This window comes from Paracoccus homiensis (genome assembly GCF_900111675.1).
GTDB classification, from domain to species: domain Bacteria; phylum Pseudomonadota; class Alphaproteobacteria; order Rhodobacterales; family Rhodobacteraceae; genus Paracoccus; species Paracoccus homiensis.
The window spans coordinates 263,028-289,052 of the sequence record NZ_FOHO01000001.1; the positions used below are offsets into that span (position 1 = coordinate 263,028).

The 26,025-nt window shown below is 65.4% G+C and carries 26 protein-coding genes, 2 tRNA genes and 1 pseudogene; 6 read left to right on the forward strand and 23 right to left on the reverse strand.

The features are described 5' to 3' along the window. Window positions 1-47: 47 nt before the first annotated feature. Entirely contained in the window at window positions 48-1,112 is a 1,065-nt protein-coding gene (locus BMX67_RS01355; protein WP_245739056.1) for an endonuclease/exonuclease/phosphatase family protein, read from the forward strand. On the opposite strand, the gene BMX67_RS01360 is transcribed toward BMX67_RS01355, so the two are convergent. The 13 genes from BMX67_RS01360 to BMX67_RS01420 are packed head-to-tail and all read right to left on the reverse strand — an operon-like array spanning window position 1,103 to window position 12,045. Next, window positions 1,103-2,341 carry an adenosylmethionine--8-amino-7-oxononanoate transaminase gene (locus BMX67_RS01360; protein WP_090731898.1) on the reverse strand — a complete coding sequence of 413 codons (1,239 nt, stop codon included), beginning with the start codon at window positions 2,339-2,341 and terminating at the stop codon, window positions 1,103-1,105. The two genes, BMX67_RS01355 and BMX67_RS01360, sit on opposite strands and share 10 nt — an antisense overlap. Further along, complete coding sequence (gene bioD, locus BMX67_RS01365) at window positions 2,338-2,982, reverse strand: dethiobiotin synthase (protein WP_245739058.1); 645 nt, start codon at window positions 2,980-2,982, stop codon at window positions 2,338-2,340. Before bioD ends, BMX67_RS01360 begins: the two co-directional genes overlap by 4 nt. Next, complete coding sequence (locus BMX67_RS01370; RefSeq protein WP_090731902.1) at window positions 2,979-4,112, reverse strand: 8-amino-7-oxononanoate synthase; 1,134 nt, start codon at window positions 4,110-4,112, stop codon at window positions 2,979-2,981. Before BMX67_RS01370 ends, bioD begins: the two co-directional genes overlap by 4 nt. 18 nt (window positions 4,113-4,130) lie before the next feature. Continuing rightward, window positions 4,131-5,204 carry a biotin synthase BioB gene (bioB, locus tag BMX67_RS01375; RefSeq protein WP_425438950.1) on the reverse strand — a complete coding sequence of 358 codons (1,074 nt, stop codon included), beginning with the start codon at window positions 5,202-5,204 and terminating at the stop codon, window positions 4,131-4,133. A gap of 57 nt (window positions 5,205-5,261) precedes the next feature. Further along, entirely contained in the window at window positions 5,262-5,618 is a 357-nt protein-coding gene (locus BMX67_RS01380; RefSeq protein ID WP_090731904.1) for a hypothetical protein, read from the reverse strand. Then, a complete protein-coding gene (gene flhB, locus BMX67_RS01385) occupies window positions 5,615-6,682 on the reverse strand; it encodes a flagellar type III secretion system protein FlhB (protein WP_090731905.1) in 1,068 nt (355 codons plus the stop codon). Before flhB ends, BMX67_RS01380 begins: the two co-directional genes overlap by 4 nt. Further along, window positions 6,679-7,437, reverse strand: coding sequence for a flagellar biosynthetic protein FliR (locus tag BMX67_RS01390; RefSeq protein ID WP_090731907.1), 759 nt, complete (start codon window positions 7,435-7,437; stop codon window positions 6,679-6,681). The genes flhB and BMX67_RS01390 overlap by 4 nt, the downstream gene beginning before the upstream one ends. Beyond that, window positions 7,434-9,527, reverse strand: coding sequence for a flagellar biosynthesis protein FlhA (locus BMX67_RS01395; RefSeq protein ID WP_245739060.1), 2,094 nt, complete (start codon window positions 9,525-9,527; stop codon window positions 7,434-7,436). The genes BMX67_RS01390 and BMX67_RS01395 overlap by 4 nt, the downstream gene beginning before the upstream one ends. Further along, on the reverse strand, window positions 9,524-9,802 hold the full coding sequence (locus BMX67_RS01400) for a hypothetical protein (protein ID WP_090731908.1): 279 nt from the start codon (window positions 9,800-9,802) through the stop codon (window positions 9,524-9,526). Before BMX67_RS01400 ends, BMX67_RS01395 begins: the two co-directional genes overlap by 4 nt. Then, complete coding sequence (motA, locus tag BMX67_RS01405) at window positions 9,799-10,665, reverse strand: flagellar motor stator protein MotA (protein WP_090731910.1); 867 nt, start codon at window positions 10,663-10,665, stop codon at window positions 9,799-9,801. Before motA ends, BMX67_RS01400 begins: the two co-directional genes overlap by 4 nt. 15 nt (window positions 10,666-10,680) lie before the next feature. Next, window positions 10,681-11,220, reverse strand: coding sequence for a MotE family protein (locus BMX67_RS01410; RefSeq protein ID WP_090731911.1), 540 nt, complete (start codon window positions 11,218-11,220; stop codon window positions 10,681-10,683). After that, a complete protein-coding gene (locus BMX67_RS01415) occupies window positions 11,213-11,575 on the reverse strand; it encodes a hypothetical protein (RefSeq protein ID WP_090731913.1) in 363 nt (120 codons plus the stop codon). The genes BMX67_RS01410 and BMX67_RS01415 overlap by 8 nt, the downstream gene beginning before the upstream one ends. Next, on the reverse strand, window positions 11,572-12,045 hold the full coding sequence (locus BMX67_RS01420; RefSeq protein ID WP_090731915.1) for a flagellar basal body-associated FliL family protein: 474 nt from the start codon (window positions 12,043-12,045) through the stop codon (window positions 11,572-11,574). Before BMX67_RS01420 ends, BMX67_RS01415 begins: the two co-directional genes overlap by 4 nt. Window positions 12,046-12,162: 117 nt before the next feature. On the opposite strand from BMX67_RS01420, the gene fliF reads away from it, so the two are divergent. Genes fliF through fliP form a run of 4 tightly spaced genes read left to right on the forward strand, consistent with a single transcriptional unit; the run spans window position 12,163 to window position 15,243 of the window. After that, on the forward strand, window positions 12,163-13,728 hold the full coding sequence (gene fliF / locus BMX67_RS01425) for a flagellar basal-body MS-ring/collar protein FliF (RefSeq protein WP_090731917.1): 1,566 nt from the start codon (window positions 12,163-12,165) through the stop codon (window positions 13,726-13,728). After that, window positions 13,725-14,294, forward strand: coding sequence for a hypothetical protein (locus BMX67_RS01430; RefSeq protein WP_090731919.1), 570 nt, complete (start codon window positions 13,725-13,727; stop codon window positions 14,292-14,294). The genes fliF and BMX67_RS01430 overlap by 4 nt, the downstream gene beginning before the upstream one ends. Next, the gene (locus BMX67_RS01435) at window positions 14,282-14,539 is read left to right on the forward strand and encodes a FliM/FliN family flagellar motor switch protein (protein WP_090731920.1); all 258 of its coding nucleotides are present in this window, start codon (window positions 14,282-14,284) and stop codon (window positions 14,537-14,539) included. Before BMX67_RS01430 ends, BMX67_RS01435 begins: the two co-directional genes overlap by 13 nt. After that, window positions 14,503-15,243 carry a flagellar type III secretion system pore protein FliP gene (gene fliP / locus BMX67_RS01440; RefSeq protein WP_090731922.1) on the forward strand — a complete coding sequence of 247 codons (741 nt, stop codon included), beginning with the start codon at window positions 14,503-14,505 and terminating at the stop codon, window positions 15,241-15,243. The genes BMX67_RS01435 and fliP overlap by 37 nt, the downstream gene beginning before the upstream one ends. A 6-nt stretch (window positions 15,244-15,249) precedes the next feature. On the opposite strand, the gene dxs is transcribed toward fliP, so the two are convergent. From dxs to dapF, 6 genes are all read right to left on the reverse strand, one after another. Further along, on the reverse strand, window positions 15,250-17,166 hold the full coding sequence (dxs, locus tag BMX67_RS01445; RefSeq protein WP_090731923.1) for a 1-deoxy-D-xylulose-5-phosphate synthase: 1,917 nt from the start codon (window positions 17,164-17,166) through the stop codon (window positions 15,250-15,252). Window positions 17,167-17,185: 19 nt separating this feature from the next. Beyond that, a complete protein-coding gene (locus BMX67_RS01450; protein ID WP_090731925.1) occupies window positions 17,186-18,049 on the reverse strand; it encodes a polyprenyl synthetase family protein in 864 nt (287 codons plus the stop codon). Continuing rightward, the gene (locus BMX67_RS01455) at window positions 18,049-18,285 is read right to left on the reverse strand and encodes an exodeoxyribonuclease VII small subunit (RefSeq protein WP_090731926.1); all 237 of its coding nucleotides are present in this window, start codon (window positions 18,283-18,285) and stop codon (window positions 18,049-18,051) included. The genes BMX67_RS01450 and BMX67_RS01455 overlap by 1 nt, the downstream gene beginning before the upstream one ends. Next, the gene (locus BMX67_RS01460) at window positions 18,282-19,202 is read right to left on the reverse strand and encodes a histone deacetylase family protein (protein ID WP_090731928.1); all 921 of its coding nucleotides are present in this window, start codon (window positions 19,200-19,202) and stop codon (window positions 18,282-18,284) included. The genes BMX67_RS01455 and BMX67_RS01460 overlap by 4 nt, the downstream gene beginning before the upstream one ends. 62 nt (window positions 19,203-19,264) lie before the next feature. Continuing rightward, on the reverse strand, window positions 19,265-20,518 hold the full coding sequence (mtaB, locus tag BMX67_RS01465; protein WP_090731930.1) for a tRNA (N(6)-L-threonylcarbamoyladenosine(37)-C(2))-methylthiotransferase MtaB: 1,254 nt from the start codon (window positions 20,516-20,518) through the stop codon (window positions 19,265-19,267). Continuing rightward, the gene (dapF, locus tag BMX67_RS01470) at window positions 20,515-21,345 is read right to left on the reverse strand and encodes a diaminopimelate epimerase (protein ID WP_090731931.1); all 831 of its coding nucleotides are present in this window, start codon (window positions 21,343-21,345) and stop codon (window positions 20,515-20,517) included. The genes mtaB and dapF overlap by 4 nt, the downstream gene beginning before the upstream one ends. A 96-nt stretch (window positions 21,346-21,441) precedes the next feature. Between dapF and BMX67_RS01475 the strand changes: the two genes are divergently transcribed. Continuing rightward, a tRNA-Lys gene (locus BMX67_RS01475) sits at window positions 21,442-21,517 on the forward strand. A 211-nt stretch (window positions 21,518-21,728) separates the two neighbouring features. On the opposite strand, the gene BMX67_RS19485 is transcribed toward BMX67_RS01475, so the two are convergent. From BMX67_RS19485 to fdhE, 4 genes and pseudogenes are all read right to left on the reverse strand, one after another. Further along, window positions 21,729-21,824 (reverse strand) — tRNA-Sec (locus BMX67_RS19485). Window positions 21,825-21,917: 93 nt separating this feature from the next. Further along, window positions 21,918-23,729 (reverse strand): annotated as a pseudogene (selB, locus tag BMX67_RS01480) (selenocysteine-specific translation elongation factor); the annotation flags it as partial. Next, window positions 23,726-25,102: an L-seryl-tRNA(Sec) selenium transferase gene (gene selA, locus BMX67_RS01485; protein ID WP_090731934.1), complete on the reverse strand. Its 1,377-nt coding sequence runs from the start codon at window positions 25,100-25,102 to the stop codon at window positions 23,726-23,728. The pseudogene selB and the gene selA, both read right to left, overlap by 4 nt. Beyond that, window positions 25,102-26,016, reverse strand: a complete 915-nt coding sequence (fdhE, locus tag BMX67_RS01490; RefSeq protein ID WP_090731936.1) for a formate dehydrogenase accessory protein FdhE — start codon at window positions 26,014-26,016, stop codon at window positions 25,102-25,104. Before fdhE ends, selA begins: the two co-directional genes overlap by 1 nt. Window positions 26,017-26,025: the final 9 nt, after the last annotated feature.

Sequence of the window (26,025 nt, forward strand, 5' to 3'; positions counted from 1 at the left end):
GCAGCAGCCTGTCTGCCATATCTTTGCGCATGATGCCTTGCTGGCCCTTGAAAACCCTGCCGATCCTGACACGCGCTGCGGGGGTCGCCCTGCTGCTTCTGGTGGCGGCGGTGGCGCATCCCGCCGATGCCGACACGCCCATCCGCATCGCGACCTACGATCCCGGACTTAGCCGCAAGGGGCCGGGACTGCTGCTGCGCGACATCACCAAGGGCGCGCCGCAGGTGATCGCCGCAGCCCAGGTCATCGCCGCCGCGCAGCCCGATATCATCCTGCTGACCGGGATCGACTGGGATGCGGATAACCGCGCGCTGACAGCCTTTGCCACGCTGCTGCGGGATCAGGGGCTGGACCTCCCGCATCATTTCGCCGCCCGCCCCAATAGCGGCATGGCGACCGGGCTGGATCTGGATCAGGACGGACGGCTGGGCGAGGCCGACGATGCGCAGGGCTGGGGCCAGTTCACCGGCCAGAACGGCATGGCGGTTCTGTCACGCCTGCCGATCGCCGGGGTAACGGACTATTCCGACGTTCTGTGGCGCGACCTGCCCGGCAACCTGATGCCCGCAACCCCCGACGCGATCGCCCGAACGCAGCGTCTGTCCTCGACCGCGCATTGGGATCTGCGCATTCAGACGGCGGGCGGGCCGCTGCACCTTCTTGCCTGGGCCGCCACCCCGCCGGTGTTTGACGGCCCCGAGGATCGCAACGGCCGTCGCAACCATGACGAGGCCGCGTTCTGGCTGACCCACCTGCCCGACGCACCCTTTGTCTTGCTGGGCAACCCCAATCTGGATCTGATCGATGGCGAGGGGCGTCCCGACGCGATGCAACGCCTGATCGCACGGGCCCAGGATCCCGGACCGCGCGGCGACTGGCAGCCACCGCAAACGGGGGCGAATGCCGCGCAACGGGGCGATCCGGCGCTGGACACGGCCAGTTTCGACGCCGAAAGCCCGGGGAACCTGCGGGTGGATTACATTCTGCCGGCGACCTCGCTTGTCGTCACCGATAGCGGCGTTCTTTGGCCCGCACCCGACGACCCGCTGGCCCCGGCGGTCGAGGCCGCATCCGATCACCGACTGGTCTGGGTGGACGTGATCTATCCCTGAAAGGACGCGATCGCATCCCATGCCAGATCCAGATCCTCTTCGGTCACGCAATAGGGCGGAAGGACATAGACGGTATTGCCCAAGGGGCGCAGAAGAACACCTTTTTCCATGAAATGCGCGCGCATGCGGGGGCCGGTTTCCGCCAGATAGCCGCCATCGCGCACTTTCAGATCCAGCGCGGCGACGGTGCCCCACTGGCGCGGGTTTTCGAACCGGTCATCCGCAGCCAGCCGCGCCAGACGCGCCGATTGCATCGCGCCCAGATCGTCCAGCCGCGATTGCATCGGGCTGTCCTGCCACAGCCGCACCTGCGCCAATGCCGCCGCGCAGGCAATCGGGTTCGCGGTATAGCTGGACGAATGATAGAAGGTCCGCGTCCGATCGGTCGAGCAATGCGCGTCGAAGATCCGCCCGCTGGCAAGGGTCGCGGCCAAGGGCACCACGCCACCGGTCAAGCCCTTGCTTGTGCACATGATGTCCGGCGCGATCCCGGCATGATCGCAGGCCCACAGCCGCCCCGTGCGGCCCCAGCCGGTCATCACCTCATCGGCGATCAGCAGCACATCATGGCGATCACAGATCTGGCGCAGCCCCGCCAGCACGGTCGCCGGATACATCCGCATCCCCCCCGCGCCCAGCACAAGGGGTTCCAGGATCAGCGCGGCCATCTGCCCCGATTTCGCCAGCGCCTCGAACGCGTCCAGCGTGTTCTGTCCGTCGCCTGCGGGAAATGGCAGACGGTCCACGGCGAACATCAGCGGATCATAGGCGGCGTTGAAGACGCCACGTTCGCCCACGCTCATGGTGCCGATGGTGTCGCCGTGATAGCTGTCCTCGATCACGGCGATCCGGTGGCGGCCATCGCCTTCGTGTCGCCAGTAGCCAAGGGCCATCTTCAACGCGACCTCGACCGCGGTCGAGCCGCTGTCACTGTAAAACACATGATCCAGCCCGGCGGGCGCCATGCCGACCAGTTCGGTGGCCAGTTCCTCGGCCGGGGCGTGGGTCAGACCGGCAAAGATCACCTGATCCAGGCTTTCGGTCGCCTCGCGGATCGCCTGCACGATCTGCGGCTGGCGATGCCCATGCGTCACGACCCACCAGCTGGACACCCCGTCCAGCAGGCGGCGGCCATCGGCGGTTTCCAGATAGGCACCTTCGGTCCGGGTGATCTGCGGCGGCTGCGGTTCGGTCGCGTGCTGAAAGAACGGATGCCAGACGGCGCTCATGCGAAATCCCCTTTGTCAAAACCCTGCGCCATGGCGGCTTGCAGGCTGTCGCGGGTCAGCGTGGGCAGTATCGGCAGACGCCCCAGAACGCGGACGCGGCCGATCTGCCCGATGGTGGCGATATTGTCGGGATTGTCCTCGCCGATGAAGGCCACGCCATGCACCGGCACGCCCCGCGCGCGCAGGCTTTCCAGCGCGGTCAGGCTGTAGCTGATCGTGCCAAGCCCGGTCCCGGCCGCCAGGATCACGGGGATCTGCCAGCGCGCGAACAGATCGGCGAACAGGACCTGACGCGTCACCGGGGCCAGAACGCCGCCCGCGCCCTCGATGATCAGCGCATCATCTGCGGGCGGGTCGATCCGGTCCGGATCGATGCTGATGCCGTCAAGCTCCGCCGCGCGATGCGGCGACAGCGGTTGGGTCAGCGCCCAGGTTTCGGGATAGCTCCGCACAGCGGCCAGCCTTGTGATCACATCGGCATCGGTATCGGGCAGCGGATGCTGTGCCTTGCCGATGGCGGCATTGGGCAGGTTGCCGGCCACCCCGGTCTGAAGCGGCTTCCAGTAGTCATATCCCAGAAAGCCGCACAGCCCTGCCGACAGAACCGTCTTGCCGATATCGGTGCCGGTTCCGGTGATCACATATCTGGCCAAAATTCCTCCAGGGTTTCGGCAAGGCGGACCACATCCGCCGCCGTCGCATTCAGGTTCAACGACACCCGCAGCCGCGAACTGCCCTGCGGCACGGTCGGCGGCCGGATGCCGCGAACATCAAAACCCCGATCCTGAAGCCGCGCGGCAAGATCCATGGTCGGACCGTTCTGCCCCACGATCAGCGGCATGATCTGGCTGTTGCTGGTCGCGACCTGCGGCAGACGCCGCGCCAGTTCCGCGCGGAAATCGCGGACATACCCGGCCAGACGGTCGCGCCGCGACGGCTCGGACCGCAGCAGATCCAGCGCCGCGCTGCCCGCCGCCGCCATCAGCGGCGAGGGCGCGGTCGCAAAGATAAAGGGCCGACAGCGGTTGATCAGAAAATCGATCAAGGGCCGCGCCGCGCAGATCAACGCCCCCGATCCCCCCAGCGCCTTGCCCAATGTATGCAGCGTCAGGACGTTTTCGCGCCCTTCCAGCGCGTGGGACAGGCCGCGCCCGTCCGGACCGTAGACGCCGGTGGCATGCGCCTCGTCGATCAGCAGGAAACCTTCGCGATCGGCCAGCCCCGCCAGATCCGCCAAGGGGGCAAAATCGCCATCCATGCTGTACAGGCTTTCGACCGCGATCCAGACCGCACCCGTGCCACCCGACTGGCGCCAGGCGCGGATCTGATCCTCGGCATGGCCGACGTCATTATGGCGGAACATCTGTTGGGTGGCGCGGCCCGCGCGCGCGCCTTCATGCGTGCTGGCATGGGACAGGTCATCCATCAACAACAGATCGCCCCGTTGCGGCAGGGTGGTCAGAACCGCAAAATTCGCGACATATCCGCCGCCAAAGCCCAATGCCGCCTCGGCGCCGAAGAACCGTGCGGCCTTGGCCTCGAACGCAGCCTGCACATCGTCATGCCCCCGCAGCAGCCGCGAACCGGTGGCCCCCACCGGCGTTCCCGACCGCAGGGCATCACGCACCGCATCCGCCAGGGCCGGATGACTGGCAAGCCCGATGTAATCATTCGACGAAAAATCAATGCCCTGGCGCAGATTCAGCCGCCGCAGACGGTCATCCTGCGCCAGCGCGTCAAGCTGCTGGCGAAAGGGCGCAAGCCGATCCATTCCGACCCCGAAACGCGATCAGCGCAGGACCGGAATGGCGGGATCGGCGGCCAGCAACCGGGCACGGCGTTCCTCGGCTGTGTCGTCGGGCATGTGTTCATGCGCCTGCATCGGCTGCAGCCCAAGCTTGGCGAACAGCACCGCATCCACATCTTCGGTCGGGTTGTCCTTGGTCAGCAGCGTGTCGCCCACGAAGATCGAATTCGCACCCGCAAAGAAGCACAGGGCCTGCATTTCGTCCGACATCTCGGTCCGGCCGGCGGACAGGCGGACATGGCTGGTCGGCATCATGATGCGCGCGGTGGCGATCGTGCGGATGAAGTCGATCGGATCGACAGGCTCGGCGTTTTCCAACGGCGTGCCCGGCACCGGGATCAGCATGTTGATCGGCACGCTTTCGGGCGGCACCGGCAGGTTTGCCAGCGTCACCAGCATATCGACGCGGTCCTGATCGCCCTCGCCCAGGCCCAGAATGCCACCCGAACAGACCTTGATCCCGCTGTCGCGGACATTCTGCAACGTTTCCAGACGGTCGGAAAAGCTGCGCGTCGTAATCACATTGCCATAATGCGATTCCGAGGTGTCGATATTGTGGTTGTAGTAATCCAGCCCCGCATCGGCCAGTTGCCGCGCCTGATCGGCGTCCAGCATGCCAAGGGTCATGCAGGTCTCCATACCCAGCGCCTTGACCCCCTCGACCATGGCGATGATCTGGGGCATGTCCCGAGGCTTCGGGCTGCGCCACGCAGCACCCATGCAGTAACGCGTGGCCCCGGCATCGCGGGCGCGGCGCGCCTCGCCCAGAACGCGCTGCACCTCGATCAGCTTCGAGGCCGAAAGCCCGCTTTCGTGATAGGCCGACTGGCTGCAATAGCTGCAATCCTCGGGGCAGCCGCCGGTCTTGATCGACAACAGGCGGCTCATCTGAACGCGATTGGGGTCGAAATGCTGGCGATGGACGGTCTGCGCCTGGAACAGAAGCTCCATGAAGGGCAGGTCGAACAGCGCGCGGGCCTCGGGCCCGGTCCATACCTTGCGGCTATCCTTCGACGAGGGGCTGGGTTCGGCGTGCAGCATCTTCGGGCTTCCCATCTGTCAGACTTTACGCGATCTAGCAGGTCGCATTCGCGCTGTCCAATACCCGCGACCCTAGAACCGGTCGCGGCCCTCGCCCCGCCGGGCCAGATCAAGCAACACCTCGGCCCTGCCGAACTCTCGTGCGGCGTCCTGACGCGCCTGCTCGAAGCGGGGGCGCATGCGGGCCAGTTCCTGTTGGGCGCGGGCCAGTTCCCGCGCACTGCGACCGGCCTGGGCATTGGCCATCCGCGCCTCGGACAGGGTCAGGGGGGAACTGCTGTCATAGCTTTGCTGCAATGCGTTCCGCATCGCATCGCACTGCCCCTGCGCCATCGCCATATGTTGACGGAAGGCGCCGAACTTCTTCAACTCACGCTCGGCCTTCAGGCGGGCGATGCGTTCCAGTGCGATCAATTGCGCCAGCTTCATGTCCACCCCGCCTTTGCCTTTTCACGCATCTTTTCTGCAAAGCGGATCGCGGCGGCCACGCCCGCGAATTGTTCGCGCCTGATTTCCTCGCCGATCTTGACGGTGGCATGTATCGCCCGCGCGCAAGGCGGATCCGAGAAGATCGGAACCTTGCCCTCGCGCGCCTTGTCGCGGATGCGGGCGGCCACATCATCGGTGCCTTTGGCAAGGCAGACCGGCGCACGACCGCTGCCCCGTTTCCATTCCAGCGCGACGGCGTAATGCGTGGGATTGACGATCACGACATCTGCCTTGGCGACATCCGCCAGCATCTGCTTCATCGCGATATCAACGGCCTTCTGACGCCGGGCCGCTTTCAGATGCGGATCGCCCTCGGCTTCCTTGTGCTCATCCTCCATTTCCTTGCGGCTCATGCGGTGACGCTTCAGGAACTCATGGCGTTTCCACAGAAGATCGATCACCGAAAACGCCAGCGAGACCGCAAGCGCCATCAGCAGCACGCGCCCAAGCAGCATCCCCAGCCCCGCGATCCACTGCCCGCCCCCGCCAAGCGCCGTCGCGCCCAGTTGGTCCAGCAGGCTGGCGAACAGGAACCAGCCGCAGACACAGACCACGATCACCTTGGCCAGCGAGATCCCGAACGTGACCAGGCCAGAGGGGCCGAATTTCTGCCCCGCATTCTTGACCGGATTCAGCCTGTTCACGTCGATTTTCAGCTTCTTCGTCGAAAAGACCAGCCCGCGCTGTGCGATCAGCCCGACAAGAATCGCGCAACAGGGAATGACCGCCAACCCGATCACCGCAATCCCGGCATAGGCCGACAGATCGCCCGCCAGCGCGAACCCGGCCTCCAGCGGCCAACCCTCGGCCCCCATCGCGCGGCTGGCCATCGAGAGCCATTGCTTGACCGCAAAGCCAGCCCCGACCGTCAGTGCCAGCCAGGCCCCGATATACATGGTCGCGGCATTCACTTCGGTCGAGCGGGGAACATCGCCGTCCTCGCGCGCGCGCCGCAGCTTTTGTTCCGACGGGTCGAATTGCTTGTCGTCCTTGTCCTCGCTCATGGTGCCCCCGGCAGCGTGAAATCCAGAACGGCATCCGCCCACAACCCCACCAGCATCGGTGCCAGCAATGCCAGCGCCGCCAGCGCCAGCATCACCGCGGCGGGCGAGCCGATAAAGACGACCGGCAAGGCGGGCATGACCTTGTTGATGACGCCCGACAGCGCCTGATACAGGAAACCGCCCAAGGTGAACGGCGCCGCCAGCAGCATCGCCAGGGCAAAGCTGCGCGCCATCATCGCGACGGCCTCGGCGGCAAGGCCCGTGATCTGCGGCATCGCCCCCGGCGGCCAGATGGCAAAGCTGTCGGCGATCAGATCCATCAGCATCGATGGCAGCCCCAGCGCCATCAGGATCGCGATACCGCCCAGATGGATCAGGTTGCCGATGGGGTGCGGCGCGGCCTCATTCTGGACGCCGATGATCTGCGACAACGAGGCCGTCGCGGCGATGGCGGTCGTCGCGATATCGATGGCATAGGCCAGGATCCGCAACAGGCTGCCAAGCGCCAGCCCGATCAGCATCTGCCCCAGCGCCTGAAACGCGATCGCCGGTGCAGAGCCGGGCAAGGGAAGATCGGCCACAGTCCCCGCCAGCAGGGGCGAGATCGCCATGGCAAGACCGACCCGAACCCGCATCGGCAGCACCCGTTCGCCAAGGCCCGGCAGGACCATGACAAAGGCCTGAACCCGCAGATAGACCAGCAGCAGGCTGTAGCTGAGCCCCGGCAGAAGGTCGATCGGCAGGGGCCAGCTCATGCCGCCTCGATCGTGCCGATCAGGTTCAGTTCGGCCGCGCTGTCGATTTCCTCCAGCCCCAGAACGGGGATCGCATATCCGTTCGAGCCCAACAGCGCACGCACTGTCCGGCGGCGATGGTCCGGGGTCACGATCACCGCCTGTGCGGTGTTAACGCGCCCCATCGCCTTGCGCGTCGCCTCCAGCAGTTTTTGCGACAATGCAGGGGTCAGCGCCCCGCCGCCGGTGCGCCCGGTTTCGGAATCCGAGCGGACAAATTCGGCCTCCCACGACGGGTGCAGCTGCAAGGCCTCGATATGGCCCGCATCGTCGCTATATTGCTGGGTGATCTGGCCGCGCATCCGTTTACGCACCATTTCATACAGCGTCTCGATGGACTCGATGCTGCGGAATTCGCAGATGGCATCGACGATCAGCGGCAGGTTGCGGATCGAAACACGTTCCTCCAACAGCGCGCGCAGGATCGCCAGCAGAACCTCGGGGGTGACCTTCTCGGGGATCATCCCCTCGAAATAGCGGCGATAGCGTTCGGACCGCGCCGAATCGCTGAGCGTTTTCAGCTCATCTATCTGGCGCTGCATCGCCGCCAGCGTCAGAAGCGCGGGCAGATTGGCCTTCACCACCTCCATCAGATGGGTGGACAGAACCTCCATCGGGGTGACGACGGTGGCGCCCATCGTTGCGGCATCGTCGTGATCGTTGGGCTGGATCCAGCGCGCGGGACTGGAATAGACCGGTTCGCGCACCTGCTGGCCCGGCAGCTTTGCCAGAACATCATCCGATCCCAGCGCCAGAACCTGCCCCGGCTTCAGGACCCCGCGGCCGCGCACCACACCTTGTATCTTGATCCGATAGTCGCCGGGTGGGATTTCATCGGTATCGGTGATCCGGACATCCGGCAGGATCACACCGAAACTGCGGGCGACATAGATGCGCAGGTTGGTGATCCGGGTGCCCAGTCCCCGCGCCTGATCCAGCGCGACCGCAATCAGGTCCGAGCCGATCTCGACGCAGATTTCATCCGTGTCCAGCACATCGCCGATGCGGCTGGCGGGAGCGGGTGCATCCTCGGGCAGATCCTCGATGATCTCGGCCTCGCTGCGTTTCTGTCGCTGCGCCAGATACCAGGCGCTGGCGGCCATGGTCGCGGCCATTGCCAGAAACAGAAATCGCGGCATCCCCGGCACGAAGGACATCAGCATCATCGCCGCCGCGACCGCGGCCGAGGGTTGCCAGCTGCGCGTGAACTGCCGGGTCAGAAGATCCGCCGTGGTATCGGTCGCGCCGCCGCGCGACAGCAGCAGCGCCGCCGCCATTGAGGTGATCAGCGCGGGGATCTGACTGACCAGACCATCGCCGATCGTCAGATGCGAATAGGTGGCCATCGCCTCGCCCACGGGCATGCCGTGGCTGATGACCCCCACGGACAGGCCAATCAGCAGATTGATCAGCGTGATCACGATGCCGGCGATCGCGTCGCCCTTGACGAATTTCGACGCCCCGTCCAGCGATCCGAAAAAGCTGATCTCGCGCTGTTCCTGCGCCCGACGGCGTTTCGCCTCGGCGTGGTCGATCGCGCCCGCGTTCAGATCGCCGTCGATGGCCAACTGCTTGCCCGGCAGCGAGTCCAGCGCGAAACGCGCCGCGACCTCGGCCATCCGCCCCGAGCCCTTGGTGATGACCATGAAATTCACCACCGAAATCACGGCAAAGACCGTCAGCCCGACCAACAGCGAACCGCCTGCAACGAAATCGGCAAAACCGTTGATGACCTGCCCGGCCGCGTCCGTACCGGTATGCCCCTGCGTCAGGATCAGCCGGGTCGAGGACACGTTCAGCGACAGCCGGATCACAAGGCTGATCAGCAACAACACGGGGAATGCCTGAAAATCCGTCGGCTTGTCGACCAGAGAAGCCATTACCAGGACCAGCGTCGCCGTCGCGATCGACAGGGCGATCCCGACATCCAGAAGACCGGGGGGCAGCGGCACGACCAGCGACAGCACCACCGCCACCAGCGCACCGGTGATCAGCAACGAGGGATCGGGCATGCGCGATCCGCGCGGGGCGATGGCTCGGACGGATTTCATTCGGATTTTTCCCCGGTTGTTTGAACGGGCCGCAGGATGTCGTCCAATGTCCACGCCTTGCCGGACAACAGCCCCGCCCGGCGCAGGAAAATGATCGCCTGCAGGCGCTGGGACGGCTCCATCTGCAACAGCCGGACGCGATAATCACGCGGCAGATCCTGCCCCGACAGAACCCAGCCGGACGCCTCTTCGGCATAGCCGGCCACCTCGGCGGGCAGGCCCTGAACCAGTGGCGTTTCAGTGGCGGCGGCCAGAAGCGCGGCGAACAGCATCATGCCGCCTTCTTCAGATCGCGCAGCGCGGTTTCCAGGCCGTCAAAGCTGGGCCTGACATGATCGGGCACTGCCTGGCGTCCGACCTCGACACACAGATTGGTGGCGTGCTGATGCAGCCCCGCGACCAGCACCGATTTGATGACATCGAAGAACATCAGATCCTGCTTGACGACATTGCCCAGCCGCTGCGCCAGCGGCGCGACGAACCCATAGGCCAGAAACACCCCCAGAAATGTTCCCACAAGCGCACCGCCGATCATCTTGCCCAGAACCTCGGGCGGCTGATCGATGGCGCTCATGGTCTTGATCACACCCAGAACCGCCGCGACGATGCCCAGCGCAGGCAGCGCGTCCGCCATGCTTTGCAGCGCGTGGGGCACGTGCATTTCCTCTTCGCGCATGGCGGCAAGGCGATGGGCCAGAATTTCCTCGACCTGATAGGGATCGTCATAGTTCAGACTGGCCGAGCGCATGGTATCGGCGATCAGCGACACCACTTCATGGTCCGCAAGCAGGCGCGGATAGGCCCCGAAAATGGCCGAGTCCTGCGGCTGTTCGATATGCTGTTCCAACTCGACCGGATTTTCACGCGCGATCTTCAACAGCTGGAACATCAGGCACAACACGTCCTGATGGTCGGCGGCGGTCCATTTCGGCCCCTTGAAGGCCCGCATGATCCCGCCAATCGTCGCCTTCAGCGTGTGGCTGTCATTCGACAGCAGGTAGGAACCGACCGCCGCGCCCATGATCATCATCAATTCGAAAGGCAGTGCATGCATGATGACGCCCATCTTGCCGCCAGCCAACAGATAGCCGCCGAACACCATCGCCATGGTCAGGACGATCCCGATAATTCCAAACATGATCTCGGCCCTTCCTTACTGTTTGCGGACGCTGCGCGCGCCCATTTCCGCGGTCAGCAACGCGGCCTGTTGCGGCTCGACCGAGGCGATGATGCGTGCCCCGTTTTCAGGCTGAAGGCGGATCAGGATCTCGGCCGCGAAATCGGGCGGCAGGTTGCTGATGATCGCCGCTGCCTCAGCGGGCTTCATCTGGTCATAAACCGCGATCAGCCGCTGAATGTCGTCGCGGACGGCAGCCGAATTTCCAGATCGGTGCGACTGGATCCCGGTCTTTTCGGCCCGCAGTTCGACCAGCTTCCTGGTCAGGCTGGTCTGGGCGGCGGCCAGTTCGGCCTTCCGCGCCTCAACGCTTTCCAGATAGCGTTCGATGCGCAGGGCGCGGTCGCGAAGCTCTTCGGCCAGGGCCACGGCTTCCGGGACATCCCCACAGCCCTGCATCAGCCCGGGCGGTTCGGCAAATGCGGCAAACATCTGCGACAGATCGCCATGTCGCATCAGAACGACCGCCCCGGGCAGCGCGAATCCCAGCGCGAGGATCGGAAGGATCTTACGCATCGGCCGCCTCCACCCGCTTGCGAAGTCGCCGGTTCCGCAACGGGATCACGGGATCGGGGCGGTCGGGCATCGCCGCGACGCCCAGCTTCTGACGCAGATCCCAAAGCTCTCGCTCCTTGCGGGCAGCGACGATCTGTTTGGCCAGTTCCTCGCTGGCGCCGGTGGCCTGATCGCGGGCTTCGCGCATCGCGCGTTCCAGCCGATCGACCTCGGCGGCCATGACCGCGATCGCGCCCCCCAATCCGGTTTCCAGATCGTTCAGCCGCCGCAGCCGCCGCGCCAGAACCAGGCAGAAGATCGCCAACCCGACAGAGGCCAGAATCAGCCCCGATTGCAGAAGAACATCCACGCTCATTTGAATCGAAACTCCGTGATGAGAAGGTCCTTGACCGGTTCTTCGCCCAGCACATAGCGGGTGCGGGTGATCAGTTCGGCCCGGATGATTTCCAATACCCCGCGCTTGCCATAGGCGGCCGGATCCACGCTGGACAGGAAGGTTGTGAACGCATCCAGCACGCGCGGCATCAGATGGGTCACCGTCTCGGCATGGGCCTGATCCGTTTCAATCACCGCCGACAGGACCACACCGCGATAGGCACCGCCCGGCAACGGAACATCCACGGTCGGCACGGTCACGAAAGTCACCGCCGGTGCCTGCACGGCATGCGGCTTTTCGGCAGGTTTCATCAGCGCCGCAGGCGACCAGAGCCCCAGATAGGTCGAGCCGAACCCCGCTGCGCCCAAAGCCAGCGCCAGCACCGGCAACAACAGCTTGCGCGGCTTCTTTTCCGGTTCGTCACCCGCCGAAACGGCAATATCGGTCATCCTGATTCTCCGTCCTGATGAGACGGATGTAACAGTTTGCGACTAACCAATTCTTAATCGCCGCCATGCAATGAAGGGCCATCGACGAAGACAGTTTCTGATTCGAAAGGGCCGGTTTTGCAAAAACTGCAGGACTATTGGACAGAGCGAAGCTCTAGACAGAAAGTCATTCTCGCGGGCGCCTTCGTGGCGACCTTCCTGACCATTCTCGCCTTTGCCACGCTGGCAAGCCGACCGAACATGACATTGCTTTATGGCGGGCTGGATCCTGCGCAGGCGGGCGAAGTCGTCGGCGGGATCGAACGCGCAGGCGTCGCCTATGAGGTGCGTGGCGATTCGATATGGGTCGATGCGACACAGCGCGATCAGCTGCGCATGCAGCTGGCGTCGCAGGGACTGCCGGCTGCCGGTGGCGCGGGTTACGAATTGCTGGACGGGATGTCTGGCTTTGGCACCACCTCGCAGATGTTCGACGCCGCCTATTGGCGCGCGAAGGAAGGCGAGCTGGCGCGCACGATCCTAGCGCTGCCCAATGTCAAGACGGCCCGCGTACACCTGGCGATCGAGAATGGCCGCGGCTATCGTCGCGAACAGGGCGGCAGTGCCTCAGTCACGCTGACGACGAATGGCGGCGCGATCACCCGCGATCAGGCGGCGGCGTTGAAATACCTGATCTCGTCGGGGGTACCCGGCATGCAGCCGGACAGCGTCACCGTCATCGACACCAAGACCGGCATCGTGGCCGCCGGCGAGGATGCAACCGGTGCCGACCGCGCCGAAGAGATGAAGCGCAATGTCGAACGCATCCTTCAGCCGCATGTCGGTCTGGGCAATGCCATCGTCGAGTTGAATCTGGATCTGGTCACTGAATCAGAGCTGCTGACCGAACAACGCTTTGACCCCAACCAGCGCGCGCTGATTTCCGAAGTGACCGAGGAAACGACCGATCAAAGCAACTCGACCGGGTCGGGTGCGGTGACGGCGGCTTCGAACCTGCCCGATACCGAAGAGTCCGCGGGCGACAGGACCGAGGCTGCCCGCTCGGAGAACCGTCAACAGTCGAATTACGAGGTCAGCACCGTGACGCGCGAAGTTTCGCGTCAGCCGGGATCGGTTCGGCGGATGACGGTTGCCGTGCTGGTCAATGGTGTGGCGCAGGAACAGAATGGCGAGGTCAGCATGGTTCCGCGATCAGAGGCCGAACTGCAATCGCTGCGCGAACTGGTCGCCTCGGCCGTGGGGTTCGATGAGACACGCGGCGATGTGATCACCGTGAAATCCCTGCCCTTCTCGGCGCTTGGCGAAACCGGCACGCTGGCCAGCCCCGGCTTTCTGGACCGGCTGGAACTGAACGGACTGGCCAGGATCGCACTGATCGGGATGATAGCGTTGGCCATGATCTTCCTGCTGCTGCGCCCGCTGTCCCGGATGCGCAATGCGCCCTCGGCCCCGGCACTGGACGACAGTCGCCCGCTGGAAGACGCGCTGACCGGTACCATCGAAGAAGATGCGCCCGAAGCCCCGCAACCCAGTCTGGAGGCCCCGGCCCCACGTCAACCCGAACAATTGTCGCTGCCCTCGGCCGATCCGGTGGCCCGTCTGCGCGGCATGATGCGCGACCGCCAGGATGAAAGCGTCAAGATCCTGTCCGGCTGGATCGAGAACAAGGAGAAAGCACATTGACCCCCGCAGTGATCAAACTGGAATCCTTTTCCGCGGCGCGTCGTCAGCCCGAACCCAGCTTTGACCGCGCCGAGCTGGAGGCCGCCCGCGCCGAAGGGCTGGCACAGGGTCTTGCACAGCGCGACAGCGAACAGTTGCAGGGCCTGCGCGCCGGGCTGGATCGTCTGGCGCAGGCGATGGTCGATGATGCAGCCCGCCGCCACGACATTCGGTCCGAGGCCGTCGCCGCGCTGGCACCGGTGCTGTCGGCCATTCTGGATGCCCTGACCCCGGCCACCGCCTCGCAGCGACTGGAACGCTCGCTTCTGGCAGAGCTGGAGCGGTTGGCCGATCAGACGCCGCCGCTATGCGCCGACCTGATCTGCGGGCCCGACCTGCGCCCCATGGTCGAGCGCTGCATCCAGCAATCGGGTCTGCAGAATATCCGGATCGAAGAACGCTCTGACGCAACGGTTTCGCTGAACCTTCAGGGCGGACGCATCGAATTTTCGCAGGACAGCATGACGCGCCAGATCCGCGCGCTGATCGAAGAAATCAAGCAGGACACCCCGACATGGACGCATTGAAGCACCTGATCGACACCGACAACATTCAGCTGGAAGTGACGATCCGACTGGGTCGCACCCGCATGACCGTCGCCCAACTGGCCGCGTTGCAGGCCGACGATATCGTGACCCTGGACCAGACCATCGACGAGGGCGTCGAGATCTGCGTCGGCGACAAGGTCGTCGCCCGCGGCGAGCTGACCGGCGACGGCACCCCCGAAGACCGGCTATGCGTCAGGATATCAGGCGCGTCGGAGGGCCTGTGAGGCTGTTGATCACGGTCCTGCTGCTGACCCTGCCCTCGGCGGTTCTGGCGCAGGACGCGGCCGGGCTGCAGCAGGCCGCCGACAGTCTGGGCCAGAACTCGGTGCTGATCGTGCTGGGATTGACGGCATTGTCGCTTGCGCCCGGCATCGCGATCACGGTGACCTGCTTTCCCTTCATCGTCACGGTGCTGTCGATCCTGCGGCAATCGTTGGGACTGCAAAGCGCGCCTCCGAACATGCTGATCATCAGCCTGTCGATCTTCCTGACATGGTTCATCATGGACCCGGTCCTGCGCGAGGCTTGGCAGACCGCGGGTGCCCCGTTGCGCGACGGCACCATCGGCCTGTCCGAGGCGTTTCAGCGCGGCATCATCCCGTTTCGCGAGTTCATGGCCCTGCGCACCGATCCCGACACGCTGCAGACCCTGGCCGAGATCGCGCCCGATCCCGACGGTCCGGCGGATCGGCTTGCGGTGCTGGTGCCGTCCTTCATGCTGTCGGAAATCCAGCGCGCCTTCGAGATCGGCTTTCTGGTCGCCCTGCCCTTCCTGATCATCGATCTGGTCGTCTCGGCGGTGCTGATGTCGATGGGCATGATGATGGTGCCCCCGGTCGTGGTGGCCCTGCCCTTCAAGCTGGCATTCTTCGTCGTGGTCGACGGCTGGACCCTGATCGCCGGGGCGTTGGTCCGCAGCTATCAATAGCGCGGATCAGGCCCGGCGTTCGTCCAGATTGTCGATGCCCAGAACCTGCAGGATCTTGGCCTCGATATGCGCGGCATTCAGCGCCGAGGTGTCATACATCGCCACCGGCGCGTCGTGGTCCACGAACAGATCCGGCAGCACCATCGAACGGAACTTCAGCCCGTGATCGAACACGCCTTCATCCGCCAGAAGTTGCGCGACATGGCTGCCAAAGCCGCCGACAGCGCCCTCTTCGATGGTGATCAGCGCATCGTGGTCGTGCGCAAGGCGCAGGATCAGTTCGCGATCCAACGGCTTGGCAAAGCGGGCATCGGCGACGGTCGGCTGAATGCCACGCGACATCAGCGATTCACGCGCCTTCATCACTTCGGACAGGCGGGTCCCGAAGGACAGGATCGCGACCGATTTCCCCTCGGCGATCATGCGACCGCGTCCAATGGGCAGCACATCGCCCTTTTCCGGCATGTCGACCCCAGTCCCCTCGCCGCGCGGAAAGCGGAAGGCGATCGGGCCGCTGTCATGTGCGGCGGCGGTTGCGACCATATGCGTCAGTTCGGCCTCGTCGGCGGCGGCCATGACCACGAAGCCCGGCAGATTGGCCAGAAACGCGATATCGAAGGCCCCGGCATGGGTCGGGCCGTCCTGACCGACCAACCCGGCGCGGTCGATGGCGAAACGCACCGGCAGGTTCTGCACGGCCACGTCATGGACGACCTGATCATAGCCACGCTGCAGGAAGGTCGAATAGATCGCGCAGAACGGTTTCAGCCCGCCCGCGGCAAGCCCCGCGGCAAAGGTCACGGCATGTTGCTCGGCGATCCCCACGTCAAAGGACCGGCGCGGGAAGCGATCGGCAAATTGTTTCAGCCCGGTGCCATCCGGCATCGCCGCAGTCACGCCAACGATGCGGTCGTCACGCTCGGCCTCGGCGATCAGGTTCCGCGCAAAAACCGAGGTATAGCTGGGCGCGTTCGATTTCGCCTTCTTCTGCACCCCGGTGATCACGTCGAACTTGCCCGTCGCGTGGCCCCGATCGGCGGCGTTTTCCGCCGGGCCATAGCCCTTGCCCTTGCGGGTGACGGCATGGATCAGGACCGGACCCGTCGCCCGCGACTTGACCGTACGCAGCAGGGCCAGCAGTTGCTCGACATCGTGGCCGTCTACCGGGCCGATATAGGAAAAGCCCAGCTCTTCGAACAGGGTGCCGCCGACGGTCATGCCTTTCAGCATTTCCTTGGCCCGGCGCGCACCTTCCTGCATCGGAGAGGGCAGCAGGCTGACGGCACCCTTGGCAGCAGCCTTCAGTTCCTGAAACGGGCCGCCGGTATAAAGCCGCGTCAGATAGGACGACATCGCGCCCACCGGCGGGGCAATCGACATTTCGTTGTCATTCAGGATGACGAACAACCGCTTGCCCAGATGGCCGGCATTGTTCAGCGCCTCATAGGCCATGCCCGCGCTCATGGCGCCGTCGCCGATCACCGCGATGGCATCGCCCGGATCGCCCCCCAGATCGCGCGCCGCCGCGAACCCCAGCGCCGCCGAAATCGAGGTCGAGCTGTGGCCGGCCCCGAACGGGTCATATTCGCTTTCGGCACGCTTGGTGAACCCGGCCAGACCGCCGCCCATGCGCAGGGTGCGGATCCGGTCGCGCCGTCCGGTCAGGATCTTGTGGGGATAGCACTGGTGCCCGACATCCCAGATGATCTTGTCGCGCGGGGTATCAAAGACCGCATGCAGGGCCACGGTCAGTTCGACCACGCCCAGACCCGCGCCCAGATGGCCGCCGGTCACACTGACGGCGCTGACCGTCTCGGTACGCAATTCATCGGCCAGGCGTTTCAGCTCGGCATCGGTCAGGGATTTCAGGTCCGAGGGCAGATTGACCCTGTCAAGGACCGGAGTCTGCGGGCGATCGGTCATGGCTGGCCCTCCGGGCTTATCAAGTATCGCGCTCGATAACGAATCGCGCCAGATCGCGCAAGTTTCCGGCGGCATCGCCATAGGGCGACAGCGCATCCTCGGCGCGGGTGACATAACGACGGGCCTCGTCCTGTGCGCCCTCAAGCCCCAGAAGCGACACGAAAGTCGCCTTGCCCGCATCGGCATCCTTGCCGACGCGCTTGCCGGTCACATCCTCGTCACCCGTGACATCCAGGATGTCGTCGGCGATCTGGAAGGCCAGTCCCAATGCGGTTGCGTAATCGTCCAGCGCCGCCGAATCGGCATCCGCGATCAGCGCCCCCGACATCGCGGCAAATCGGATCAAGGCGCCGGTCTTGGCCCCCTGCAGGCGCTTGACCGCCTTCAGGTCCAGGGCGTCGACCGCCGTTTCGGCGGCAATGTCCAGTGCCTGCCCCCAGACCATGCCCCGCGCGCCGACGGCATCGGAAAAGGCGCGGATCAGGCGCAGACGCGCGGCCGCATCGCCGACCTGATCGCGGGCCAGCAGATCGAAGGCCAGCGTCTGCAACGCATCGCCAGCCAGGATCGCCGTGGCTTCGGACCATTGGACATGGCAGGTCGGCATGCCGCGACGCAGATCGTCGTCATCCATCGCGGGCAGGTCGTCATGGACAAGGCTATAGGCATGCAGCGCCTCGACCGCGGCGGCGACGGGCAGCGCCGCCTCGGCCTGAACGCCGTGCAGCCGCGCCGATTCCATCACCAGAAAGGCGCGCAGCCGCTTGCCGCCCACGGTCGCATAGGCCATCGCATCGCGCAGTTCGCCCTGCGGCAGATCGGCGATGGCGGCGTCCAGCGCGGATTGAACCTGCGCCTTCACCTCGTCCAGACGTGCCTGCATCACAGACCCTCGGCCGGTTCCGCGCCCGAGGGCTGACCATTGGCCGCAAGGGTGATCTTTTCCACCCGCTCCTCGGCTTCGCGCAGGCGTTTTTCGCAATGCTCGCGCAGCTTGGCGCCGCGTTCATACAGGGCGATCGATTCCTCAAGCGTGGCCTCGCCGGTTTCCAGCTTGCCCACGGTCGCTTCCAGTTCGCGCATTGCGTCCTCGAAGGACAGTTCGGTGATCTCGCTCATTCTGCGGCCTCCATCAGCACCTTGACATGGGCACGGACCGACCGCCCCAAAGCGGCAAGATCATAGCCACCTTCCAGACAGGATACCACCGGTGCCGCGCAGTCGGACGCCATGTCGCAGATGGCGCGGGTCAGGGCGGCGAAATCCTCGTCCGACCAGTTCAACTGCGCCAGCGGATCGTCGCGATGGGCGTCGAACCCGGCCGAGATGATGACCAGTTGCGGCGCGAAATCACGACAACGGCGCAGGATATCGTCCCAGGCGGCCCGCGCCTCGGCCCCGCCGGAATGTGGGGGCAAGGGCACGTTCATCACCTGACCATGCGCCCCTTGTTCGGCCATCGTCCCACTGCCGGGATAAAGCGGCATCTGATGCGACGAGGCAAAGAATGCGCGCGGTTCGTCCCACAGCAGGTCCTGCGTGCCATTGCCGTGATGGACGTCGAAATCCAGAACCGCCACGCGGTCCAGCTTGTGCAGATCCAACGCGCGCTTGGCGGCGATGGCGACGGTGCCGAACAGGCAGAAGCCCATCGCCGTTTCGCGTTCGGCATGGTGTCCGGGCGGGCGCATGGCGACGAAGGCATTCGCGACCTCGCCGGCCAGCACCGCATCGACCGCCGCGCAGGCCCCGCCGACCGCACGCAGCGCCGCCTGAAAGCTGCCGGGCGACATATGCGTATCCGCATCCAGCATCCGCAGCCCCTCGGCCGGTTCGAAATCGCGGATCCGCGCCAGATAGCGTTCCGGATGACAGCGCAGCACCTCGCCATCCTGCGCCTCGGGGGCGTCGCGGCGATCCAGATCCAGATCGGCCAGCGCCCGGATGACCGCGCCGTAACGGGCCACCTGTTCGGGATGGCCGTCCGGCGTGACATGCCGCGCGGCGGAATCATGGGTGAACAGGGCTGTCGTCATCAGGGCCTCCTCCTGCCGTCGCGCCACGCTAGGCGGCACGCGGCCAAGGGACAAGACCACAATCAGACGGTCAGGCGGGCGCCGTCATGTCCGGCGATGACCAGATCCATCAATGTGCCTTCGGGCTGGTCGGTGTCGAAGGCCACTTCGGTGAACTGCTCGGTGCGTCCGATGCGCGGGCCTTCGGTCAGCACGCGATGCGTCCGTCCGATCTGCGCGTCCAGATGGCGGCGCAGCGCGGCATCGCCCGCCCCGCGCAGGCGCGCGGCGCGGTCGCGGATCGCGGGGCCCTTGACCGCCGGCATCCGCGCGGCAGGCGTGCCCTTGCGCGCGGAATAGGGGAAGACATGCAGGAAGGTCAGGTCGCAATCGGAGACCAGCTTCAGGCTGTTCCGGAACATCTCCTCGGTCTCGGTCGGGAAACCGGCGATGATGTCGGCCCCGAAGACGATATCGGGGCGCAGGCGGCGGGCTTCCTCGCAGAAGGCGATGGCGTCGTCGCGCAGGTGGCGGCGCTTCATGCGCTTCAGGATCATGTCGTCGCCCGCCTGAAGCGACAGGTGCAGATGCGGCATCAGGCGCGGTTCGGAGGCGATGGCCAGCATCAGGTTCTCGTCGGCCTCGATGGAATCGATGCTGCTGATGCGCAGGCGCGGCAGGTCGGGGACAAGGCGCAGGATGCGCATGACCAGATCGCCCAGACGCGGCGTTCCCGGCAGATCCGCGCCCCAGCTGGTCAGGTCCACGCCGGTCAGCACGACCTCGTTGAAGCCGCGCCCGACAAGGCGCTTGATCTGTTCGACCACGACGCCCGCGGGCACGCTGCGCGAATTGCCGCGGCCATAGGGGATGATGCAGAAGGTGCAGCGGTGGTCGCAGCCGTTCTGGACCTGCACATAGGCGCGGTGACGGCCGAAGCCGTCGATCAGGTGCCCCGCCGTCTCCTTGACCGACATGATGTCGTCGACGCGGACCTTTTCGGTCTCGCCGATCAGGTCGGGGGCGCGCAGCTGGGTCCAAGTCTCGGGCTGCATCTTTTCGTGATTGCCGATAACGCGCGTGACCTCGGGCATGGCGGCGAAGGTCTCGGGTTCGGTCTGGGCCGCGCAGCCGGTCACGATGACGGGCGCGCCGGGGTTTTCACGCGACAGGCGGCGGATTTCCTGACGCGCCTTGCGCACGGCCTCGGCGGTGACGGCGCAGGTGTTTACGACCACGGCACCCGACAGGCCCGCGGCATCGGCCATCTCGCGCATGGCCTCGGTCTCGTAGGCGTTCAGGCGGCAGCCGAGGGTGGAAAAGACGGGTGCGCTCATGCCGCCCACCAATCCGCGGTGAAGGTTCCGGAAAAGACATGCGCGGTCGGGCCTTCCATCCAGACCCCGTCGTCACGCCAGTCGATATGCAACACGCCGCCCGGCACGTTCACCTTGACGCGCCGCCCCGTCAGCCCGCGCCGCGCCGCAGCCACCGCCGCCGCGCAGGAACAGGACCCCGAGGCCAGCGTCGGCCCCGTGCCGCGTTCCCAGATCCGCAGGGTGATTTCATCGAACGAGATGACCTGCACGACCTCGACATTGGTACGTTCGGGGTACAGGAAGTGATGTTCCATCCGCGGACCGAATTCGGCCAGATCGACCGAGGCCGCGTCATCCACGAAGAAGGTGACATGCGGATTGCCCATGCCGGTCGCAACCGGATCGCCCTCGATCGGCAAATGGTCGATATCGACATCCTGCGCCAAGGGGATCGCGCGCCAGTCCAGCACCGGATGCCCCATATTCACGCGGGTCAGCCCGTTCTCGGCATCCTCGGCGGTCAGGACGGCATGATCGGTGCGCAGGCGCAGGCCGGACCTGCCGGTCTGATCCAGCAAATGCCGCGCGATGCAGCGGGTCGCGTTCCCGCAGGCGCCGCTGCGCGACCCGTCGGCGTTCCAGAAGACCAGCCGCGCATCGGACCGATCGTCATCATGGATGGTGGCAAGCTGATCAAAGCCCACCCCCATATGGCGGTCCGCGATGCGCACAACGTGATCGGGCGACAGGGCCAGGGCCGAGCCGCGCAGATCGATCACCACAAAATCATTGCCAAGCCCGTGCATCTTCATGAAGGGCAGCGGGGGGGTCATGTCAGCTGTCATGGCCGCGATATAGGCCCGAGGAAAAGAATTTGCCAGACTTGTCGTTTTTCCTGTTGACGCCACCAGCCACCAACCGTAGATAGCCCCCCGTGCGATGGGCCCGTAGCTCAGTTGGTAGAGCAACTGACTTTTAATCAGTGGGTCACAGGTTCGAATCCTGTCGGGCTCACCACTGAACTTCCTTGGAATTCAGACGATTACTGAAATGCAGCAGCATTTCAGGATCAGTCTGTCCCAAACCGTGATGTTCAGTCGCGCAGGTACAATCCTTGCAGGACCAGCCCCCAAGCCCCGGATCCGTCCATGCATCGCGTGCCGGGGTTATATGGCGGTCCTTGCGACCCTCAGCGGACGCTATGATCCGCCCGACATCACCGGGATTCTGGCGGAAGGGAATGGGAGTCGAACCCACCCGGGACAGGCTCGCTGCCCCAACCGGATTTGAAGTCCGGCCGCCCCACCGGGGACGATTCCCTTCCAATTGGTCCGAACAGATCGACCCTGTGCGGATTGATGCGCCGCATATCGCCCCGACGCAAGGTCACCCCCAACCGATCCAGAAAATCCAGGATCTCGATCGCGACCTTGCGCCCGTTCTGAACGCGGTCCCGAAAGGCGGGGGCCGTGAACCAGCCATCCGGCGCGGCCCGTGCCACGTCACAGATGATTGCAACCATCTCGCGCGTGACCGCACGTGCGAAGAAATGGTCGCGTGCAATCTGATCGGTCCGGCCCAGCTTTTGCGTCAGCTTCAGCACCCGCCGCACCTCGCGTTCATCCAGCCCCAGATTTGCGGCAAAATCGCGGACACGCGGCGGGCGAAAGCGGGCCTCGCCGGTCAGGTCGGGCTTGATGCGGGCCCACAGCGCCTCATCTTCGGGTGACAGGCTGACCTCATGTCCGGGCAGGCGCAGGAACGCGCCATCCAGCACGATCCGCCCGGCTTCGGATTGCCGATGCAACAGCGCCATGAAATCGGGCTTTGGCAGCCGTGGCTGCATCTGCAGGCGCAGTTTTTCGCGCCCGATTCCCGACAGGTCGGGATTGGCCGCGTGAAAACTGGTCAACGCGTCCAGCAAAGCCTGTTCCAGCGCGGCTGCCATATCCGGACCAAGTGCCTGCCTGCCAATGACATCCACGCCTGCCCGCGCGATCAGATCCGCCGCCGCGCTGTCGGGGATCGCACGGTCGCGACAGAACACGACCAGATCGACCGGCGCGATCCGGGCCATATGCGACAGGGCGCGTTCCGGCGCAGTCTGGTCAGCCGCCGCAATCAGGGCCAACCGATCCGGCGCGCGCCGCCGGCGTGACGGGGCGCGCAGATCAAGGAACTGCCCGCCACCGATCGTCCGCTGCGCCGACACGTCGCGCAGCACAAAGCGATCCAGCACCGCAGCCGAAATCGGACGGTCCAGCACGATCTGAACGGGACCGCTGCCCCCCGGCTGGATCGGGTCGGCCAATGGCACGATCCGTGCCCCGGCTTCGACCGCATGGCTGTGCAGGCGCGCGGGAAACCATGTGCCGACGGCCTTTGGCTGGCTTGGCAGGACATGCAGAAGGGCATCGATGCGATCGGTCGGGGCGTGCAAGGCGGGCGACAGGATCAGATCGCCACGTCGGATTGCCTCTTTGGCGATACCATCGCCCGCCAGGTTCAGGGCGCATCGCTGACCGGCCAGTCCGATCTGGGCCGGGCGGTTCTGGGCATGCAGACCACGCACCCGCGCGGACAGCCCCGTCGGGCTGATCGCCACCTGATCGCCCACCGCCACCTGCCCGGAAATCACGGTCCCTGTCACCACCGTGCCCGCGCCCGACAGGGTGAAACTGCGATCCACCGCCAGCCGAAAACCATCCTGCGCCGGCCGCGCGGTCAGATCCCGCTGCGCCACAACCAACGCCCTGCGCAGATCCCCCACCCCCTCGCCGGTCAGCGAGGAAACCGGCAGGATCGGCGCATCGCGCAGGCCGGTCGGGGCCAGCGCCGCGCGAATCTGCTGCGCGACCCCATCGCGGCGCGGCGCATCGGCCAGATCGCATTTGGTCAGCGCCACGATCCCGCGACGGATGCCCAGCAGGTCCATGATCGCCAGATGTTCGCGCGTCTGGGGCATTACCCCGTCATCGGCGGCCACCACCAACAGCGCCAGATCGATCCCCCCCGCCCCGGCCAGCATGGTGTGGATCAGGCGCTCATGTCCCGGCACATCGACGAAACCGCATATGGTGTCACCGCCCAGATCGGCATAGGCAAAGCCCAGATCAATGGTAATCCCGCGGGCCTTTTCCTCGGCCAGCCGGTCGGCATCAGTCCCGGTCAGTGCCTTGACCAATGCCGTCTTGCCGTGGTCGATATGCCCCGCCGTCCCGATGATCACAGCGCCACCAATGCCGTCAGCAGGTCGTCATCGCGATCCAGACAGCGCAGATCCAGGATCATCGCCCCGTCATGGATATGCCCGATCACCGGGCGCGGCAGGCCACGCAGCATCGCGGCAAGGCGGTCGGGCGCATCGCCGCCCTGCCCGGTCAGCCGCAACCCCGCCGAAGGGATCGTATCGGTCGGCAGCGCGCCCGAACCGATCTGGCTGTCGCAGTCGCACATCTTGGTGGCAAAGCCCAAAGGCGCCAGAATCTGCCCGACCTGCGGCAGCAGGCGCAGGGCTTGCGCGACGATATCCTGACGTTGCCGCGCCAGATGGCGCAGCGTCGGCAATCGCTGTTCCAGGCGATCGGGGTCGCGATACAACCGCAGCACGGCCTCAAGCGCGGCGATGCGGATCTTGTCCAGACGCAGCGCACGTTTCATCGGGTTACGGTTGATCCGCGCGATCAGGTCACGCCGCCCGGCAATGAACCCCGCCTGCGGACCGCCCAGCAGCTTATCCCCCGAAAAGGTGACCAGATCGGCACCCTCGGCAATGGCCTCGGCCACGGTCGGCTCGCGCCGCAGGCCCCAGCGGGACAGATCGATCAGCGACCCCGACCCCAGATCGTTCACCAAGGGCAGCCCCGACTTGCCCGCGATGGCGGACAGGTCGGGGGCCGCCACATCGCGCGTGAACCCCTCGATCCGGTAGTTCGAGGTGTGCACCTTCAGGATCAGACCGCTGTCTGGGCCGATGGCGTTTTCGTAATCATGCGGGTGGGTGCGGTTGGTCGTGCCGACCTCGACCAAACGGGCGCCCGCGCGTTCCATGATGTCGGGAATGCGGAACGAGCCGCCGATCTCGATCAGTTCGCCGCGCGACACGATGCCTTCACGCCCCAGACCAAGCGTGTTCAGCACGATCAGCATCGCGGCGGCATTGTTGTTGACGACCGTCGCATCCTCGGCCCCGGTCAGATCGCAGATCAGCCCGCGCAGGTGATCGTCACGCTGCCCGCGCGTGCCGCCATCCAGATCGAATTCCAGGTTCAGCGGTGCGGCCATGGCGGCACTGGCAGCGTGGATGGCGCTGTCGGGCAGGATCGCACGACCCAGATTGGTATGCAGGACCGTACCGGTCAGGTTCAGCATCGGCCGCAGACGCGACTGCGCCGCGGCGGCAAGATCGGCGGCCAGAAGATGCGGCAGGCGCGCGGCCTCGGCCCCGCCATCGGCACCACCGCGGATCGCCTCTCGGGCCGCATCCATGCGCAGCCGCGCGCCCTTGGTCACGACCGCGCGGCCATGTTCCTCGATCAGCAGGCGTCCCGTGTCGGATTGCAGCAGTTGATCGATCGAGGGAAGGGCGCGAAAGCCCTGCATCAATACCCCGCCAGATAGGCGTTCAGCCCCGCGCGGGAAAAGCCGGTGTCCTTCATCATCAGGTCCAGCCCAAGACTGGCGACATCGTCGGCCACCGGGTCAAGACTGTGATTATCGACCAGATACAGCACCTTGACCCAAGAATCGCATTCCGAACAGACTTCGGCCTTGACGGTCGCCTTTTCCGTCTCGACCGAACGATAGCTGATGCCCTTGGTCGATGCGCAGGACAGGCATTTCACCCGCACCTCGTTCCAACGTGTGGCACAGCAGGCGCAGGTGGCATAGCGCAGGTTTTCGATCCCCTGCGTCGCCGTGATCTGCGAGGTGACCGGCCGTCCGCCGCAGGCCGGACAGATGCCGGTGCGGATCGGGACCAGCGCCTCGGCATCCAGCATGGATGCAAGGCGCGCCATATGCACCTGAACCGCAGCCGCCGCGAACAGATGCGGCGCGGCGCTGTCTTCGGGGATGCGGTCCGACAGCAGGTTTTCCAGCAACCAGTGGCGATCGGCCAGATCCGCCGACACCACCGCCTGCAACGCCAGCTTTGCCGGTTCAGGCATCTCCAGCGACAGCGCCTCGTGGCACAGCACGGTCAGCGTTTCGTGCAGCACCTCGTCAGTTGCCTGCAGGTCACGGTCGATCGGCGGCATCCGGCTGGCGCGGGCCAGTTCGATCCGGTCGCGGGTGATCGGATCCGGTTCCGGCAATTCGTCGATCAGGCGGGCCTGCAACGCGGTCAGGTCGGCCAGAAAAGCCAGATAGGGGCCCAGACGCGGATCATGTTCCGCCAGAAATCCGAAACGGTTCGCACGTCGGGCGAACAGGCTGTCGGGGTCGGGAAGGATGGCCAGGGGCGGCTTCGGCACGCCGCCAATGGCGCCTGGATCGGGATGGGTGGTCGTTGCCATGATCTCTCC